Raw genomic sequence first — 17,076 nt, 5'->3', positions numbered from 1 at the left:
GAAAAATATCTTAGCTGAAAAGAAAATAGAGTATGACTGCGTTCATAAGCCCTGCAACTGCGTCGTCTGCCACCACACCATGACCACCAGGCAGTCTTTCAAAGAACTTTATGGGATAGGGTTTTACTATGTCCAGAATTCTGAAAGTAATAAAGCCCACCATGATAGCCTTCAGTGTTGGTTCCACAAGGAGAAAAGAGAGAAAATACCCAACAACCTCATCAATAACCACCTCCTCAGGGTCCTTTTCTCTTGTTAGCTCCACCATATAACTGGCAGACCAGACAGCAACCCAGTAAAGCAGGACACCAAAAATCAGCGTGAGCCACCATTTGTAAACAAGTAAATAAACAAGAGGTATACCCAAGAAGGTCCCAACTGTTCCCGGTGCGTATCTGAACCTTCCAATATAAAAGCCCGTGGCGATTAGTTCCTGCCACATTAGAGGTCTATCCTCGCAAACCTCTTTCTTCCCTCCTCAAACACATCCCCCCCGTATATATCATTGGCAACTATGACGGGAAAATCTTCCACGTAGAGTCTCCTAATCGCTTCTGTGCCAAGGTCTTCGTAAGCGACCACCTCAGAGGACTTTATACACTTTGACAGGAGAACAGCCACACCGCCTACTGCAGCAAAGTAAACTGCCCTGTATTTTTTCAGAAGCTCCCTTACCTGAGGAGACCTGTAGCCTTTACCTATCATACCCTTAAGACCCAGCTTGAGAAGGTCCTCCACATACCTGTCCATCCTTATGGAGGTGGTGGGACCTGCAGAGCCTATAACTTGCCCGGGCCTGGGAGGCGTTGGACCCACATAGTATATAACCTGACCTCTTACATCAATGGGTAGAGGTTCACCCTTCTGAAGGGCTTCCACCATCCTTTTATGAGCTGCATCCCTTGCAGTGTAGATGTAGCCCGTGATTAAAACCTTATCCCCTGCCCTTAGTTCTTCAATGACTTCATCGGTCAGTGGCGTCTGGACCTTTTTTTCCATAAGAAGATTATAAGGCAGTTTTTCTAAGTCCTGTGCCTGCTGAGTAGCAGGGCAGATGGAACTCCCCAGATGAAAGAAGACAGGAGAAGAAAGCTGTGGAATATGAAGCCCAGCTTCAGCCATTCTTTGAGGCTCTCTCCCAGAAACTTGAGGGGAAGACCAAAGGCGAGCTCATAGGTGCCAAAGCCCATAAAGCTATGAACTGGAAGCACAGAACTGAGCTCTCCACCCAGGAAGGCAAGAAAGCTTCTGTAAAGGTCTGTGTTCTCCACAGGCAGAAGCACAAGAAGGCTTGCAAACTTCAGACTGTGAGATAAGGAGGACAGAAGGAGTAAAAGCAGAGAAAGTCTAAGAGTTGCTTCTTTTTTCATAAATTCCTTCAGTTCTCCCAGCTTTCCAGTAGAAGGCAGGAAAAAATAGAACCTGTAGAGGGTCAGTCCGAGCAGAAGGAGAAGGACAGAGGGAATTATGGCATAGCCGAGGGCTGGGGACAGACTGAGAAAAAAGAGAAAGAGAAGACTTATGAGGTCATAGAGCCTTCCCACAAGGAAAGACCAGAGGGAAGCACCCAGACCTACACCGAGCCTTCTTGCATAGTAAAACCAGCTCAGTTCACCCGTCCTTGCAGGCAGAAGGTTGTTAAAAAGTATGTTGGCAGAGTTAATGAGAAAGCTCTGGTAAAGGTTCAGGTTTTTCAAAAGGAGTCTCCACCGTAGGGACCTCACCAGCTGGCTCAGACTGTATAAAAAAAAGGCAAGCAGAAGGCTCATAAAATCCACATTTTTCAGGCTTGAGAGAATCTCCCCAGCTGGGACAAAGTAAAAAAGGAGAGAAAGGAAAAGAAGGGTAAGGGCAAAAGGGATGAATTTTTTCAAGTCACCTCTGGCACGTCGTGTATTACTATCCTCTTGCCCGCAAACCTTGAAAGTATTTCAACGGCAACCTCCACACCTGAGCCTGCACAGGAAGTGAAGTGAGAAGAGAGGCCTGCAAGAGTCCCGGCAACGAAGAGGTTTCTATCAACCTCATAGTCCTTATGTTTTATCATCACTCTGCCTGGCTTGGGAGACTTTGGGTTTTCAAGGAGCTCTATTTCCAGACCTTTTATGCTGAAGGAATGAAAACCTCCAGCGAGCACCACATAGCCTGAAAGAAAGGTCCTGCCAGACCTGCTCTCAACCTCAAAGGCTTCCCCCCTTCTTTCAACTCTTATCACTTCTTCCTGAATAAAATCCACGCCGCCCCATTCTTCTATCTGCCTTCTTATCTTCTTTAACAGCTCTGTGCCTGCAATGTGGTCTATACCGGGCACATTCTTGAGGAAAGCCTTTCTGAGGTCTGAGCCCTCTGTGTCAAAGAGAAGATATCTTCTGCCCTCTGCCCACTGCCAGCCCCGTCCCCTTGCAGATGCAAGGGTCAGAGCACAGGCAAGTCCACTGGCTCCTCCACCCACTATGATAACATCATAATTCATAAGAACACTATTATACAATAAAAGCGGCTACTCCCTCCCAGAATACTCCTTGAAGCTCTCTTCACTTGCTTGCAAGCGCTTCTCTCTTTTCTTCCTTCTTCTCAAAGTCTGAGGGTTTTACGCTTTTGAGAGCCTCTTTTATCTTCTTTTTTTCCTCTGCCATAGCCCTTATTTTCTCAAGCTCTTCCTTGCTGAAACAGCACATGGTAGCACCTCCTTACTCTTGATGCTTTTATTCTATGTCCCTTTCACGAAGCAGTTATGCCTTAAATCATAAAAGCCTGAGAAAAGGAGTCTCTCCAAGCGTGGGATGAGGGAGGCAGAGCCTTGAGAGCATATCAAGGTTAAGCTCGGAAAAGAGGCTTACTGTAAGCACAGACGCAAGCTCGCCTGCATCCCTTGAAAAAACCTCCCCTCCGAGGAAAAAACCCTTTCTGTCAAAGTAGAGGAATGCCATTCCTTCTTCCGTATGGTATATGCTACCCACTGCAAAGGCTCTGAGGCTTACGCTCTTTTCTGTAAATTCTAAATTTTTCTCCTCAAGCTCTCTTCTTGTAAAGCCAACCTTTGCGTATGACAGGGGTTGCGTGTAGAGAACATAGGGGATTTTGTAAGGAGGTGTGTAAAAGCCCTTACCTTTTGTGAGCCTGAGTGCCACTGAAATTGACTGGAGCCGGCTGGCATGGGCAAGCTCAGCAATACCGTTTATGTCTCCAACCGCATAGTGGTCTTTCAGTGTAGTTTCGTAGTTTCTGTCCACGAGCACATGCCCTCTCTCATCCCTTGGAAGGTCAACCTTTATACATTCTGAGTTTGGCACCCTCTTCATAAGCCAGTATGTGCCCTCATGGGCTGCTTCAGAAAGGGGCTTGAGGGCTATGTGGAGGTCTTTCAGCATCTTCAGAAGCCTGCTCTTTATGGAAGGGTGTATGAAATCAAGACTTTTCTCATCAAAGTAGGCCTCAAGGGATACACCCATGAGGGCATACATGCAGGCAAACTCAAGAAGCAGTGGGTCATCGCCTGCCAGCCTTATGCTCTGTGGAAGCTCTTCAAGCTCCAGAAGCTCATCACCGCTGGGCTTTTGAGGATAGGATTTGCCCGTGTTTATGATTATGTTTTTCCCGCTGATTCTCCTCCCCTCCACCTCTATCACATTTGGCTCTACAAGCTCTCCGTATCCATATATGAAGTCCACGCCCTTCAGGAGCTTTTCAATCTGGTCTCTAAGTGTTTTCGTGAGCTTTTGCTTTTTCTCTTTGAGGGTTTTCAGATTGAGGCACAGCTCCTTTGCCGAAATAAGGGGTGAGTTTTTGAGGTCAGAAAGTTTTCTTGCTTCAAAGAGGTAAAGCTTTGTGGGTATACATCCTTCATGAAGACAAACGCCACCAAGATGGGCGGGGTCCTTTTCCACCACTGCCACCTTCATACCTGCGCTCCTCAAAAGCTCCGCCCCCACATAGGCAAGTCCACCCCCGAGCACCACCACATCATAGTCAAACACTCTGCACCCCCTTCTTTAGCATCTTTACGTAATTTCTGTCAAGGACCTTCTCCTTCAGGTGTTTTACAAAAAGTGCTGCATGAAAGCCGTTGACCACCCTGTGGTCAAAAGTGAAAGTTATGTGGGCTTTGCCGTCGCTTTCCTGCATGCCCACAGCCATAATGCATACCTGACCGAAGGGAATGACCGCATCAAAGGCTCTTACGCCAAACATGCCAAGGTTTGATATGGTAAGGGTTGCTCCCTTCATTTCTTCAAGACTCAGCCTTCCCTCTTCTGCCTTTTTTCTGAGCTCTCTTACCTCCTGAGCTATGTCTCTGAGGCTCTTTCTGTTCACCTCCTTTACCACAGGGTTGTAGAGTTCATCCCCCACAGCCATGGCAACACCCACATGAGAGCCAGGGTATACAAGATAGTGGTCTTCCCTGAATACAGCCCTGAGCCTGTCAAAAAACTGCATGGCATCGCCCACGATTTTTATGAGCCAGTGGGTCAGGGTTATCTCCTTATCCCATGGAATGGCAGACAGGTCAAAAACCTCGTATATGTGATAGTGGGGAAACAGAAAGCTCTTTGAGAGGTTGGATATGAGGCTCTTCTGGACGGAAGATATAGAAACCTTTCTTGGAATTCCTTTCCTTTCCACATAGGCAAGCAGAAGGTCTTCGTCAATCTTTCTTTCGGGAAACTCTCTAAGAAGCTCGTCGGTGCTGAGGTCGTATTCTTTTAAAAGCTCAAGGGCCTTTGGAGTAAAGTATCTTTCCCTTTCAAATTCCTCCACATCTCTTGCATGGGCTGGAGATGGCAGTCTGCCCTCCCTCTGAAGCTCATGTAGCTCCACTCCCTTTTCCTTTGCAAGAAGTCTTGCGTAGGGTGAAGCAAAACCGGGAGGTAGTTCAACCCTTTCCTCCTTTTTTGGAGGTGGGGGAGGGGGCGCCTTCTCTTCCTTCTTTTCCGGGATTGTCCTTCTCTCTTCAACTCTGGGCTTCTCTTCCACAGGGGTCGGTCTCTTTAACACTTCAACCTTTTCCCCAAGCTCCATTATGGCTATGGACTTTCCCACATGAACCTCTTCCCCTTCTCCTGCAAGTATCCTCTTTATGAATCCCTTTTTAAAGCTCTGAAGTTCCATAACCGCCTTTTCAGCCTCTATCTCTGCTATCACCTCACCCTTTTCCACATAATCCCCCTCCTTCTTCAACCATCGGACTATCTTGCCCTTTTCCATGGTGTCTGAAAACTGAGGCATGAGAATTTCATAATCCATGGCTTCTGCTCCAGCTCAGTATCTGTGAGTATATCTTTTCTGGTGTGGGTATTGCCATTAGCTCCAGTTTCCTGTTGTAGGGTATGGGAACTTCCTCTCCTGCAATCCTGAGAGGCGGTGCGTCAAGAAGGTAGAAGAGTTCCTCGCAGACTCTTGCAGAAACCTCTGTCCCAAGTCCCAGCGTCTTTGGTGCCTCGTATACCACCACAAGCCTGTGTGTCTTTTTTACAGACTGGTATATGGTCTCAAAATCTATGGGTCTGAGAGAGGTAAGGTCTATAACTTCACAGGATATGCCGTCCCTTTCCTGAAGCCATTCACAGGCTTTGAGAACATCGTGTAGCATCTTGAGATAAGACACGACCGTTATATGACTTCCCTCTCTCAGAACCCTTGCCCTGAAGGGGTCAAAGCCCTGCACGTAATCAAAAGGAAAGTCCATGCCATAAAGGAGGGTATGCTCAAGGAAGATAACAGGGTCATCAAGCCTTATGGCATGAAGAAGCCCATGGTAGGCACTTACGGAGTCTGAAGCACAGAAGACATAAAGACCGGGCACGCTGGCGAAGAAGTGTTCAAGGCTCTGAGAATGCTGTGCAGCGAGCTGTTTTGCCACCCCCTGAGGCATGCGCACCACAAGTGGAAGAAAGAGCTTGCCCCCGCTCATGTAGCGAAGTTTTGCCATCTGGTTCACAAACTGCTCCATAGCGAGCATGGAAAAGTTTACGGTCATTATCTCCGCCACCGGACGAAGTCCCATAAGAGCCATCCCTATGGCTGTTCCCACTATGGAGTTTTCTGCTATTGGTGTATCTATAACCCTCTTCTCTCCGTATTTCACATAAAGACCGTCAGTCACCTTGTAGTTTCCACCATAGAAGCCCACATCCTCCCCGAGGACAACAACCCTCCCATCGTGTTCCATGGCATGGTCAAGGGCAAGGTTCAGGGCATCACGGTATAACATCGGAACACACCCCGCAGTAAAGGTCCGTGTAGAGCTCCTCTTCGGAAGGCTCTGGAGAGTTCAGGGCAAACTCCACAGACTCTTCCACCACCGCTTCCACCTTCTGGTCTATGAGCCTTAATTGCTCTTCTGTGAGCCAGCCCTCTCTGAGAGACCTTTTAACAAGAAGGTCTATGGGGTCTTTCTTCCTGAACATCTCCAGCTCTCTTGGAGACCTGTAGTCCCCCTTGTCTGCCATGGAGTGCCCTTCAAAGCGGTAAGTGTGTGCTTCAATAAAGTAAGGCTTTCCGTATTCTTCTATGTATCCCTTTGCCCTTACAACCGCCTCATAGACCGCAAACACATCCATGCCGTCCACCACCTCCGTGGGCATGTAGTCCCTTGCCTTAAGGTAAAGGTCCTTCAGAGCCGAAGACCTGCTTACATGAGTTCCTATAGCGTAGTAGTTGTTCTCACACAGGAAAAGAACGGGCACTTCCCAGAGTGAGGCCATGTTTATTGACTCAAAGAAGGTGCCGTTGTTGGTGGCACCGTCCCCGAAGATACATAGAACTCCTGCCTTTTCTCCCATGAGCTTTCTGGCATAGGCTGCACCCACCGCATGGGGAAGGTGCGCTGCCACTATGGCATTTCCACCATAAAAGTCCAGCTTCGGCTCGTAAAGGTGCATGGACCCTCCCTTACCCTTTGAAACGCCCGTTGCCTTTCCAAAGAGCTCCGCCATTATGAGCCTTGGGTCTACGCCCCTTGCCAGAGCCAGCACATGCTCCCTGTAGGGACAGAAGAGGTCTCCCTTTCCAAAGCCCACCACAGCCCCCACATGCACCGCCTCTTCGCCTATGGCAAGATGCAGAAAACCTGAGATGTTACCCTTGAGGTATTCTTCCTTGCACCTTATCTCAAATTCCCTCCCCAACTTCATAAGGTAATAGAACTTCTCTGCCAGAGTCTGGCTCATGGGTAAAATTATAAGAGATGAAGCTGGAAGAATATTCCGTAGAAAAGCTAAGGGAGGAACTGCTGAGAGCTCTTTCAAAACATCTTGACCTTTCCAGATACAGGGTTTTCTTCTTTGGCTCAAGGGTACAGGGAAAAGGTGGTAGGGGCTCCGATGTGGATGTGGGCATAGAGGGTCCGCCCATTGACCCATTAAAATGGTCAAATATACAGGAAGAAATAGAAAACCTGCCAACGCTATACAGGATAGACCTTGTGGATTTTAACACAGTCTCACAGGATTTCAGAAAAGAAGCTCTGAAACACATAGAGGTAATTCATGAGCCAGAGACTTGAGCAGTTCAGAAAAGCCCTACAGAGGCTTGAAGAGGTCCTCAGCCTTCAGGAAGAAAATGAAATTTTCAGAGATTCTGCCATCCAGAGGTTTGAGTTCACCTTTGACCTTGCATGGAAGTCTTTGAAAGACTACATACTGGAAGCTCACGGGCTTGAGTGTAACTCTCCAAAGAGCTGTTTTAGACTTGCCTTCTCTTTGGGTCTCATAGACCACGACGAATACTGGCTAAAGATATGTGACTTCAGAAACCTCACATCTCACACCTACAATGAAGAGCTTGCAGAAAAGATATACAGGGAGCTTCCAGAGGTGCTAAAATACTTTAAAAAGCTCTATAGGATAATTTCATGATAGAGGAGCTTGCAAGGGAGCTCGGGGCCCAGGTGCTTCAGACGCACACCAGCTGGGTCCTACTTCTTGAAGATGTGGTCTACAAAATAAAAAAACCCGTGAATTTCGGCTTTCTGGACTACTCCACGCTGGAGAAAAGGCTTGAAAACTGCAAAAGGGAGGTGGAGTTAAACAGAAGGCTCTGCCAGTGGGTGTATCTGGGGGTTGTTCCCATAAGCCTGAAGGACGGAAGGTATGCTCTTGAAGACCCATCGGAGCCTGTTGAGTATGCAGTCAAGATGAGAAGGATTCCGGAAGATAGCCTGCTCAGAAACAGGCTGTTAGAAGTTTCAGAGGAGGACATGAGAAAGCTCGCAAGGCACATAGCAGAGTTTCATCTGAGGGCTGAAAGAAAGGACGAGTTTGGAAAGCTTGAGGTTATGAAGTTCAACACGGATGAAAACTTTGCCCAGACGGAAAAATACGTGGGAATAACCATTGACAGGGAAGACTATGAGTTTATAAAGGAAAAGACAGAAGGTTTTTACAGAAAATACGCAAAGCTTTTTGAAAAGCGCGTTAAGAATGGACGCATCAGGGACGGACACGGAGACATAAGGCTTGAGCATGTGGCTTTTCTTCCAGAGGGTATATGCGTCTTTGACTGCATTGAGTTCAACGATCGCTTCAGATGTGGGGACATGCTTAATGATATGTGTTTTCTCTCCATGGAGCTGGAGCTTCATAGCAGAAGAGACCTTTCAGAGGCCTATGAAGAAGAATACAGAAAAATTACTGAGGATGAAGAGTTTGACCTATTTCTGCCCTTTTTCAAGTGCTACAGAGCCTATGTGAGGGGAAAGGTGAACAGCTTTCTCCTAGATGACCCCCATTATGAGAAAAAAGAAGAAGCCAGAGTTCTTGCACAGAAGCTCTTCAAACTTAGCAGAGCATACGCAGAGAATATAACTTAGTCAAGCCACCTAAGGGTGAGCTCAAAGCCCTCTCTATCCTTTGGCTTTTTCTTTATCTTTGGCTTTTTGGGGCCCTTGCCTTTTCCAGGCTCATCCCAGTCGTAGTAGGCTATAACTATTTCGTTTCTTGGGTCAAGGGCTCTTGCTCTTTCAAAGTAAACCACAGCATCCTCATCCCTGTCCATGTATAGAAGGGTTATGCCTATGGTTGCGTTAACCCTTGCCTGCCAGCCCCTGTCTGGCGAATATCTGAGAGCAACCACAAGCCTGTCGTAGGCTCTGCTGTAATATCCGCACATACCCTCTGCAACGCCCAGCCAGTAGAGGGCTTCAAAGTTGTTGGGGTTCTTGTCAAGAGCCTTTTCAAATTCGTGAATAGCCTTTCTGCAGTTGCCCTTTCGGAGGTGTTTTTTTCCATTTTCTAATGCCTTTTCCGATGCAACCACGAGACCCGGTGGTCTTGCAGGGGGTGCCGTATCTCCAACGACGACGGTAGTCTTTTCTGCACAGGCAAACACAGAAAGGGTCAGTAAAGTAAATATCTTAAGCTTCATAGGTATCATTATACTTTATATCCTTCTTTAATTCCTCAACCTTTTTCCAACCACCAGAGTCCTTAAGGTAGAAATCCTCCACTCTTTTGAAGTTCAGCCTTCTCAGCCTTTTATACTCCTGAAAGCTCTCAAGAAAGCTCTCTAAGTGTTCCCTTGAATCAAAGTAAAGCAGGTCTCTTCCTTCTCTTGCAACGGCGTAGTCATCTTCGGCTTTTACAAAACCTCCGCACACGGGGCATCTCGTCCCCCTTGGAGGTGGGGGTGGGGGCTTTATTCTGAACTCCCTTTTTTCCATAAAGGCATAGAAGGCTATGGCAAGAACCACAGAAAAAACAAAAGCATCTACCGCAAAAGACGCCATTGGAGACAGGAAGCTTCCCAGATAGCCAAATATGGAAACAAGTATGCCACCAACCGTTATACCCGCAGTGAGGAATATGTGCTTGAGGGCCACACCCTTAAAGATAAAGACAAGGACCATTCCAAAGCTGAACATCTCCAAGAGCCTTGCAACCACTATGAGAATATGACCAAGGGTAACTGCATCAAGGTTCATTTTGTTGGGTCTTTATCGTGCCTTATGTAGGGCACGTTCTTTATGTTTTTTAGCCTGTTTATGAAGTGTTCCCTGTTTTTCTCAGAGAAAATCATGCCAAGAAGCCCGGTGAGGAAACCTCCAAGGACTATAAGACCGACTATGATGCCCGTCAGCTTTTTTTTCTGTTCCTGCGTCATATAATAATACCTCCAGATAAAGAATAAAAAGAGCTCCCCAAGATGGGGAGCCAAGTTAAAAGGTGCACCACCACTTTAAATATGCGTGTGGTATCCCTTGTAGTAGGCGTAGGGGTGCCAGTCATCAGGAACTTCTACTGGTAACTTCTTGAAGTTATTTGGACCAACAGGTGTTGTCGTCATACTCCACTCAAGGGATGGAGAACCCCAGGGATTGTCGGGAGCCTTTGGACCCTTCAGGCTCTTGAACCAGTTTATGAAAGAAATCAGTATTCCCACAGACATTATGAGGGCTCCAACGGTCTGTATCTGCATGAGCTGAACCCACTCTGGGATGGGTGGATAGTCTGGATACCTTCTTGGCATACCCTCAGCCATTCCCATGTACATCTGGAAGAAGAACATTATGTTGGCTCCAATAAGCATGAGCCAGAAGCTGAGTTTTCCAAGCCCTTCTGAGAACATCCTTCCAGTTACTTTGGGATACCAGTAGTATATTCCGCTGAAGGCTCCAAAGGTGAGAGCCATACCGAGCACGTAGTGGAAGTGTCCTACGATGAAAAGAGAGTCAGATATACCAAGGTCTATGGAGACCATGGCGTTGGGTATACCGGTGAGACCGCCTATAAGGAACATGAGGATTCCACCAAAGGTAAAGAGCATGGCAGTGTTATACCTTATGGCTGCCCTGTGCAGTGTCGCCACCCAGTTGAATATCTTTATACCCGTGGGAACAGCAACAAAGAGGGTTGTGTAAGAGAATAGAACCCTGAGCCAGTCTGGCACGCCGGAGACAAACATGTGATGAACCCAGGTTTCAAATCCCACAAAGGCTATGGCGTATATGGCAAGTGCCATGGATATGTAACCAAATATAGGCTTTCTGGACATGGTGGAAATCACTTCGGAGAATACACCGAAGGCTGGAAGTATCATCACGTAGACAACAGGGTGAGAGTAGAACCACAGAAGGTGCTGATACAGAAGTGGGTCGCCACCAAGCATGGGGTTGTAGAAGTTGGTTCCAAGATACTTATCGGTAAAGAGAAGTATGACGCTTCCCATCAGAGATGGAACACCAAAGAGCTGTATGAGGCTTGCAGCCATTATGGCATGAACAAAGAGGTTGAGCTTTGTCCAGCCAATGCCCTTTGCCCTCATGCTCACTATGGTGGTTATCATGTTAACAGAGCCAGCAGTGGAGGATACACTGTAGAGAAGGACTATGAGAACGTAGAGAGATGTTGGTCCTGCATTATCGTTCATAGAATAGGGTGCGTAACCCGTCCAGAGCATCTTAATCCAGTTGCCTGGTATGAGTGTAAGAAGCACCAGAAGGCTTGCACCAAAAAAGGACCAGTAGCTGAAGGCGTTAAGCCTTGGAAAAGCCACATCTCTCGCCCCTATCATGAGAGGAACCAGAAAGTTGGCAAAACCACCAGTCCATACAGTGACCGCCCACCATAGAAGCATTACAGCACCGTGTCCTGTAAGGACATAGTTGTAGAGGTCTGCACCCTCCTGCCCAAACATACCCGGAAGCTGGATACCAGGGGCGCTCTGTTCAAACCTGATAATCAGGCCGAAAAGACCGGCTACCACAAAGAATACAAGTGCTGTAATGAAGTAGAGCATGCCCACCTTCTTGTGGTCGGTGGTAAATATCCACTCCTTCAGAGTGGCACCATACCATGTTCCTGAGGGTGGTAAGTGCGCTACCGCCATGGTATACCTCCTTTATATTTATTGCTGAACCGGCTGAGCCGGCTGTTCTGCAGGAGCTGGTTGCTGGGCATCCCCACCAAGCCACTTGTTGAACTCATCCTCGGGAACAACCTTCAGAACGCTCGCCATCCTTGAGTGCCATGTGCCACAGTATTCCCTGCAGAAGACCCAGTATTCTCCGGGCTTGTTGAACTGGAACCAAAGCTTGGTAATCCTTCCAGGGACACAGTCCTCTGTAACCCTTGCCTCGTGGACGAAGAAGGAATGTATCACATCCCTTGAAGTGCAGTAGACCTTTATGGGCTTGCCAGCGGGAATATAAGCCTTTGCAGAGTCATCAACCTTATCAGGCATGAGGTAGATGTTCTTTTCAGGGTCTGCTACCTGATTGAAGAAGGTATAGACCTTCTTCCCGTTGGGATACTCAAACTCCCAGCCCCACATAAAGGCAGTGACCTTTATCTCCAGAGAGCCCTCTGGCGCCTTCCTCTGCTTGACAAAGTTGGCAAAGGAGTAAGTTCCAAGGAAGAGGACTATTATGGTGGGTATGACAGTCCAGACTATTTCTATGGCTGTGTTACCTTCAATATGAGCACCCTCCTCGTTCTCCTTGGGTCTGTAACGGTATTTGACCATGAAGTAGATGGAGGGCACTGCCACTACGATGTAAATTGCCACAGCCACCCAGAACCATACGGTTACAGAGTTTTCCCAGAAGGCCCTGGGGTAGGCGAATATTTCCTCTTTTGCCATGGCAGTTCCTGCCAGTAAGAGCAGGAGCAGAAGGTTTCTCATGTCTTAACCTCCTTTTTCTTTCTTACTATGGCATGAAGCAGGGTAAGGCTTGCAAGCATTGCCCCACCAAAGGCGAAGATTATGGCTGGGTTCAGTCCATACTTTCCTGTGTTTGGGTCATACCTGTAGCACACCATATAAGCCACATCCACTATGGTGTTTCTTGTTATCCTGAAGGTCTCTGCCTCCGCAAGAGCTATGCGGAAGTCTCTCTCCCTTGGAGATATGCCATAGAGGTATCTTACTATCTTTCCATCGGGGGCTATGAAGATAACCACGTTTGGGTGGACAAACACTCTGTCCTGACGGGAGTAGAAAAACCTGTAGCCAAGAGACTGTGTGAGCTTCTGAATCTGGTCTTCAGGCATTATGCCGAAGGTCCATTTTGGATTGCTGACGCCGAGCTGAGCCTTGAACTTTTTTATGTCTTCAAGAGTGTCCTCCTTGTCAAAGGAGAGAACAAGAAGGTTCGCATCCTTCCCGAGGTTTCCCGTTGCCTCAAGGGCAGACTTGACTATCAGTGGACATGCAGAATCACAGGTAAAGTAGGCGAGTATGAGTGCGGTGGGCTTACCCCTTATGAGTTCATAAAGTCTCTGTCTTTTCCCGTCCTCTCTGATGAACTCCACGTCTGCAACTCTGTTTCCCAGATACTTCTCTTCTTCTATCTGCATTATGGTGGCGTCAAACATGCTCGGGGTATTTTTTGGCTGTGGTGTGCCAAAGGCAAATACCCAGAACAGGAAAAGGAGGACCAAACCCTTCATGGCTCAGAACTTACCAAAGGAACCCACTATGTAAGCGGTTCCTGCCACAAGAAGCCATGCCAGGTCCACAAAGTGCCAGTAATAGCTTGCCGCTCTTGCAGGAGTTTTCTTGTTGAGAGCCTTTCCGCTGTTTATGAGAAGCACCAGCTGCATACCAAGCCCCACAAGAACGTGAGAGGCGTGAACACCGGTGAGCATGTAAAACCCAGTCCCATACATGTTGGCACTTATGGTAAAGCCCTTGCTCCACAGGTGAAGCCACTCCCAGCCGTGAATCAGAAGAAACAGAGTTCCAAGGACCATGGTGGCAAGAAGCCACAGCCTGTAGCCTCCAAGGTCTCCCTGCTCAATGCTGTGCTCTGCCTTCCATATGGTAAAGCTGGAGGTCCAGAGAATTAAAGTGAGCAGTGCAACAAGGGCGAGGTTCATACCACCCTCTGGAATCCATTCCCTCACCCATACATCCGCATGGGCTGCCCTTGCCATCCAGAAGCCAGCAAAGATGGTACCAAAAATCACTACTTCTGCAAAGACGAACCATACAATACCCTGAAAACCCAGCCCCTCATCATGCCCCTTTGAAAAATACTCATTCGCCCACCCAGCTATGCCTATTGCCAGAAGGGCAAGACCCACTCCGCCGGTGACAACCGCAAGAAGAGCAAGCTTCCAGGTGAAGTAGGCTATGGCAGCAAGAGCCAGAAAAAAACTAGACAAACCTACGGGCAGAGCCCATACGCTGGTCTCGTGGTGCGCCACATGGGTTCCCTCGTGCGCCATCTTTCACCTCCTTGTGATTTTTACTAATGATATAAATCATTTTTAGTCCTTTGTCAAGTGTTATCAATTAATAATATTTCAAGATAGTGAGATTTTAAGATTTATAAATCTGTAATTAAACACTTGCATCAAAAAGGAACATGCCCTAAAATTTTCAAAAAAGTCCAAAGGAGGTGTATCATGGGAAGACTCATATCTTTCAAAAAGGATGGAGTGGAGGTTTCAGGTTATCTCTCTGAGCCAGAGTTCGGGAAAGGACCCATGGTCTTTGTGTTCCACGAGTGGTGGGGGCTTGTGGAACACATAAAGGATGTTTGCGACCGCTACGCAAAGGAAGGATTTTATGCTTTTGGTATTGACCTCTACAGGGGCAAAACAGCCAGCGACCCAGATAATGCTGGAAAGCTCATGCAGGACCTTTTCCAGAACAGGCTTTCAGAAGCTGAGGCTATGGTAGGGGCATCTATAGCGCACTTTAAAGAGCAGGACATGGGTTATGTGCCTAGGATTGGTGAGTTTATGCTAGGGGCTACTGGCTTCTGTTGTGGAGGAACTTGCACATGGTATTTTGGTGCAAAGTTTGCAGGGGACTTCAAGGCGCTTGTTCCTTATTATGGACTTTATTCTATCGTCCCCATAGACTTTTCAGGGATAAGGGCTCCAGTGCTGGCGGTTCATGCAGGCATGGACTCTTTCATCCCCCTTTCAGAGGTGACGAAGGCCATAGAAGAATGCAACAAAAACAAGATTGACGCCCAGTTTTTAGTATACGCCGGCGTGGACCATGCCTTCTTCAACAACACAAGGCCTGAGGTTTACCACGAAGAATACGCCAACGATGTGTGGGAAAAGACCATAGCCTTCTTCAACAAGCACCTTAAATGACATGGAAGGATAGGCTCATTCTCTTTGCGGTTTCTATAATTGGTGCCATCGCCTTTGCGGTGCTTGCCCTTTCAAGGGACGAGCCTGTGGGGGCTGTATGGCTTCTTATAGCAACCCTCTGCATATACTTTATAGGCTACAGGTTTTACTCATACTATATAGCTTACAGAGCCTTTCAGATTGACGACAACAACCCCACACCAGCCCACAGGTTCTACAATGGGCTTGACTATGTGCCAACCAACAGGTGGGTGCTTTTTGGACACCATTTTGCCTCTATCTCCGGCGCAGGTCCTCTGGTGGGTCCAGTTCTTGCCGCACAGATGGGGTATCTTCCGGGGACTCTTTGGATACTCCTTGGAGCAGTTCTTGCTGGAACTGTTCAGGATATGGTGGTCCTTACCATATCCATGCGTAAAGGAGGCAGAAGTCTTGGACAGATAGCAAGAGAGGAGCTGGGTAGGGTAGGAGGTTTCATAACCCTTCTGGTCATATACAGCATACTCATAATCCTTCTTGCGGTGCTTGGTCTTGTTGTTATAAAGGCGCTGGCAGAAAGCCCATGGGCAACTTTTTCCGTCTTTATGACCGTCCCCATAGCCATGCTAATGGGTGTATACATGTGGCACATAAGACCGGGTGCAGTTCTTCACTCCTTTATATTTGGTGTTTTTGCCCTTCTTCTGAGCCTGTATGTGGGAAGGCTGGTGGCACAGCACGAAGCCCTCGGGAAGCTCTTTACCCTCTCTGAATCTCAGCTCGCCATAGCTCTGATGGTTTACGGCTTTTTTGCGTCCGTTCTTCCTGTGTGGCTCCTGCTCGCACCCAGAGATTATCTGAGCACCTTCCTCAAGCTGGGCACCATAATCCTCATAGCCATTGCGGTTGCTATGGTTAACCCTGATATTAAGATGCCTGCCTTTACCCAGTATGCCTTTACCGGTTACGGTCCCGTGTGGAAGGGAGACCTCTTTCCCTTTCTCTTCATAACCATAGCCTGCGGTGCGGTATCTGGTTTTCATGCCCTTATATCCTCGGGCACCTCTCCAAAGCTACTTGACAAAGAAAGCCATGTGAGGCTTGTGGGCTACGGAGGTATGCTGGGAGAGTCCTTCGTAGCGGTTATGGCGCTTATTGCGGCAGTATCCATGGACCCTGGTCTTTACTTTGCCATAAACAGCCCAGCTTCAGAGATAGGGAAAACAGTTCAGGAGGCAGCGCAGAAGATATCCAGCTGGGGCTTTTACATTACACCCGAATATCTGGAAAATATAGCCAGAAAAATAGAAGAGCCCACCATACTCTCAAGAACTGGCGGTGCACCAGCCCTTGCCATAGGTATGGCTCTTATATTTGCAAAAATCACCGGTGAAGCACTCCTTGCCTTTTGGTATCACTTTGCCATACTTTTTGAAGCAGTCTTTATACTGACCACCATAGACACGGGGACAAGGGTGGGAAGGTATATCCTCCAGGACCTTCTTTCAGGCATATGGCAGGTCTTTAAGGACTACAGAAATATCTGGGTCAACATGCTCACAAGCGGTATAACAGTGGCAGGGTGGGGATACTTTCTCTACGTGGGCGTAATTGACCCCTATGGAGGCATAAAGACTCTCTGGCCACTCTTTGGCATCTCCAACCAGCTTCTGGCAACTACAGCCCTCGTGGTTGCAACGGTTTATATTGTCAACAGCGGAAGGCTGAAGTATGCATGGATTACAGGCATACCTGCCCTTTTCCTTGCGGTAAACACCATAACAGCGGGTCTTATGAGGGTCTTTCATCCTGATAAGGCAATAGGATTTCTGGCTCAGGCGGCCTTCTTAAAGCAGGCAGTCCTGACTGGTAAACTACCTGCCACCCTACCCAGCGTGGAGATAGCCCAGAGGGTGATATTTAACAACTATGTGAACGCCTTTATGGGAACGCTTTATGTATCTCTTGTGCTGTGTGTGATAGGGATAGCTCTATACCGTATGTTCATGGCTGTAAGAAAGGCAGATTAATCTTCTTTCTTCTGAGG

At 47.8% G+C, this 17,076-nt stretch carries 21 protein-coding genes; 5 read left to right on the top strand and 16 right to left on the bottom strand.

The features are described from left to right. Positions 1-10 precede the first annotated feature (10 nt). From WHS43_05010 to WHS43_04970, 9 genes are all read right to left on the bottom strand, one after another. Entirely contained in the window at positions 11-442 is a 432-nt protein-coding gene (locus WHS43_05010; GenBank protein MEJ5338995.1) for a phosphatidylglycerophosphatase A, read from the bottom strand. Then, a complete protein-coding gene (locus tag WHS43_05005) occupies positions 442-999 on the bottom strand; it encodes a Fe-S-containing hydro-lyase (protein ID MEJ5338994.1) in 558 nt (185 codons plus the stop codon). The genes WHS43_05010 and WHS43_05005 overlap by 1 nt, the downstream gene beginning before the upstream one ends. Before the next feature lie 23 nt (positions 1,000-1,022). Continuing rightward, entirely contained in the window at positions 1,023-1,874 is an 852-nt protein-coding gene (locus WHS43_05000; protein MEJ5338993.1) for a flippase-like domain-containing protein, read from the bottom strand. Then, positions 1,871-2,473: an FAD-dependent oxidoreductase gene (locus WHS43_04995; GenBank protein MEJ5338992.1), complete on the bottom strand. Its 603-nt coding sequence runs from the start codon at positions 2,471-2,473 to the stop codon at positions 1,871-1,873. Before WHS43_04995 ends, WHS43_05000 begins: the two co-directional genes overlap by 4 nt. A 61-nt stretch (positions 2,474-2,534) precedes the next feature. Then, entirely contained in the window at positions 2,535-2,678 is a 144-nt protein-coding gene (locus tag WHS43_04990; GenBank protein ID MEJ5338991.1) for a hypothetical protein, read from the bottom strand. Positions 2,679-2,744: 66 nt separating this feature from the next. Further along, positions 2,745-3,977, bottom strand: a complete 1,233-nt coding sequence (locus tag WHS43_04985; GenBank protein ID MEJ5338990.1) for an NAD(P)/FAD-dependent oxidoreductase — start codon at positions 3,975-3,977, stop codon at positions 2,745-2,747. Beyond that, the gene (locus WHS43_04980) at positions 3,970-5,244 is read right to left on the bottom strand and encodes a dihydrolipoamide acetyltransferase family protein (GenBank protein MEJ5338989.1); all 1,275 of its coding nucleotides are present in this window, start codon (positions 5,242-5,244) and stop codon (positions 3,970-3,972) included. The genes WHS43_04985 and WHS43_04980 overlap by 8 nt, the downstream gene beginning before the upstream one ends. Continuing rightward, positions 5,234-6,211, bottom strand: coding sequence for an alpha-ketoacid dehydrogenase subunit beta (locus WHS43_04975; protein ID MEJ5338988.1), 978 nt, complete (start codon positions 6,209-6,211; stop codon positions 5,234-5,236). The genes WHS43_04980 and WHS43_04975 overlap by 11 nt, the downstream gene beginning before the upstream one ends. After that, positions 6,198-7,169, bottom strand: coding sequence for a thiamine pyrophosphate-dependent enzyme (locus WHS43_04970; GenBank protein MEJ5338987.1), 972 nt, complete (start codon positions 7,167-7,169; stop codon positions 6,198-6,200). Before WHS43_04970 ends, WHS43_04975 begins: the two co-directional genes overlap by 14 nt. Positions 7,170-7,186: 17 nt before the next feature. Between WHS43_04970 and WHS43_04965 the strand changes: the two genes are divergently transcribed. From WHS43_04965 to WHS43_04955, 3 genes are read left to right on the top strand one after another with little or no spacing between them, the layout of a single operon-like run. After that, entirely contained in the window at positions 7,187-7,504 is a 318-nt protein-coding gene (locus WHS43_04965; protein ID MEJ5338986.1) for a nucleotidyltransferase domain-containing protein, read from the top strand. Further along, a complete protein-coding gene (locus WHS43_04960; protein ID MEJ5338985.1) occupies positions 7,488-7,856 on the top strand; it encodes a nucleotidyltransferase substrate binding protein in 369 nt (122 codons plus the stop codon). Before WHS43_04965 ends, WHS43_04960 begins: the two co-directional genes overlap by 17 nt. Then, the gene (locus WHS43_04955) at positions 7,853-8,809 is read left to right on the top strand and encodes a gluconokinase (protein ID MEJ5338984.1); all 957 of its coding nucleotides are present in this window, start codon (positions 7,853-7,855) and stop codon (positions 8,807-8,809) included. The genes WHS43_04960 and WHS43_04955 overlap by 4 nt, the downstream gene beginning before the upstream one ends. Here the strand turns inward: WHS43_04955 and WHS43_04950 are convergent. The 7 genes from WHS43_04950 to WHS43_04920 form a co-directional block, all read right to left on the bottom strand. Further along, positions 8,806-9,363, bottom strand: a complete 558-nt coding sequence (locus tag WHS43_04950) for a tetratricopeptide repeat protein (GenBank protein ID MEJ5338983.1) — start codon at positions 9,361-9,363, stop codon at positions 8,806-8,808. The two genes, WHS43_04955 and WHS43_04950, sit on opposite strands and share 4 nt — an antisense overlap. After that, positions 9,353-9,919, bottom strand: a complete 567-nt coding sequence (locus WHS43_04945) for a hypothetical protein (GenBank protein MEJ5338982.1) — start codon at positions 9,917-9,919, stop codon at positions 9,353-9,355. Before WHS43_04945 ends, WHS43_04950 begins: the two co-directional genes overlap by 11 nt. Then, positions 9,916-10,098 carry a hypothetical protein gene (locus WHS43_04940; protein ID MEJ5338981.1) on the bottom strand — a complete coding sequence of 61 codons (183 nt, stop codon included), beginning with the start codon at positions 10,096-10,098 and terminating at the stop codon, positions 9,916-9,918. The genes WHS43_04945 and WHS43_04940 overlap by 4 nt, the downstream gene beginning before the upstream one ends. A gap of 75 nt (positions 10,099-10,173) precedes the next feature. Beyond that, positions 10,174-11,823: a cbb3-type cytochrome c oxidase subunit I gene (locus WHS43_04935; GenBank protein ID MEJ5338980.1), complete on the bottom strand. Its 1,650-nt coding sequence runs from the start codon at positions 11,821-11,823 to the stop codon at positions 10,174-10,176. An 18-nt stretch (positions 11,824-11,841) separates the two neighbouring features. Continuing rightward, on the bottom strand, positions 11,842-12,618 hold the full coding sequence (gene coxB, locus WHS43_04930) for a cytochrome c oxidase subunit II (protein MEJ5338979.1): 777 nt from the start codon (positions 12,616-12,618) through the stop codon (positions 11,842-11,844). After that, positions 12,615-13,385: an SCO family protein gene (locus WHS43_04925; GenBank protein ID MEJ5338978.1), complete on the bottom strand. Its 771-nt coding sequence runs from the start codon at positions 13,383-13,385 to the stop codon at positions 12,615-12,617. The genes coxB and WHS43_04925 overlap by 4 nt, the downstream gene beginning before the upstream one ends. Before the next feature lie 3 nt (positions 13,386-13,388). Then, positions 13,389-14,165, bottom strand: coding sequence for a heme-copper oxidase subunit III (locus WHS43_04920; GenBank protein MEJ5338977.1), 777 nt, complete (start codon positions 14,163-14,165; stop codon positions 13,389-13,391). A 180-nt stretch (positions 14,166-14,345) separates the two neighbouring features. On the opposite strand from WHS43_04920, the gene WHS43_04915 reads away from it, so the two are divergent. Next, the gene (locus WHS43_04915) at positions 14,346-15,050 is read left to right on the top strand and encodes a dienelactone hydrolase family protein (GenBank protein ID MEJ5338976.1); all 705 of its coding nucleotides are present in this window, start codon (positions 14,346-14,348) and stop codon (positions 15,048-15,050) included. Further along, positions 15,047-17,059, top strand: coding sequence for a carbon starvation CstA family protein (locus tag WHS43_04910; GenBank protein MEJ5338975.1), 2,013 nt, complete (start codon positions 15,047-15,049; stop codon positions 17,057-17,059). The genes WHS43_04915 and WHS43_04910 overlap by 4 nt, the downstream gene beginning before the upstream one ends. The last annotated feature ends 17 nt before the right edge of the window (positions 17,060-17,076 follow it).

This window comes from Aquificaceae bacterium (genome assembly GCA_037481935.1).
GTDB lineage: Bacteria > Aquificota > Aquificia > Aquificales > Aquificaceae > Pampinifervens.
Note: the sequence above shows the minus strand (reverse complement) of the source record. Positions and strands in the feature narration are given on the sequence as shown.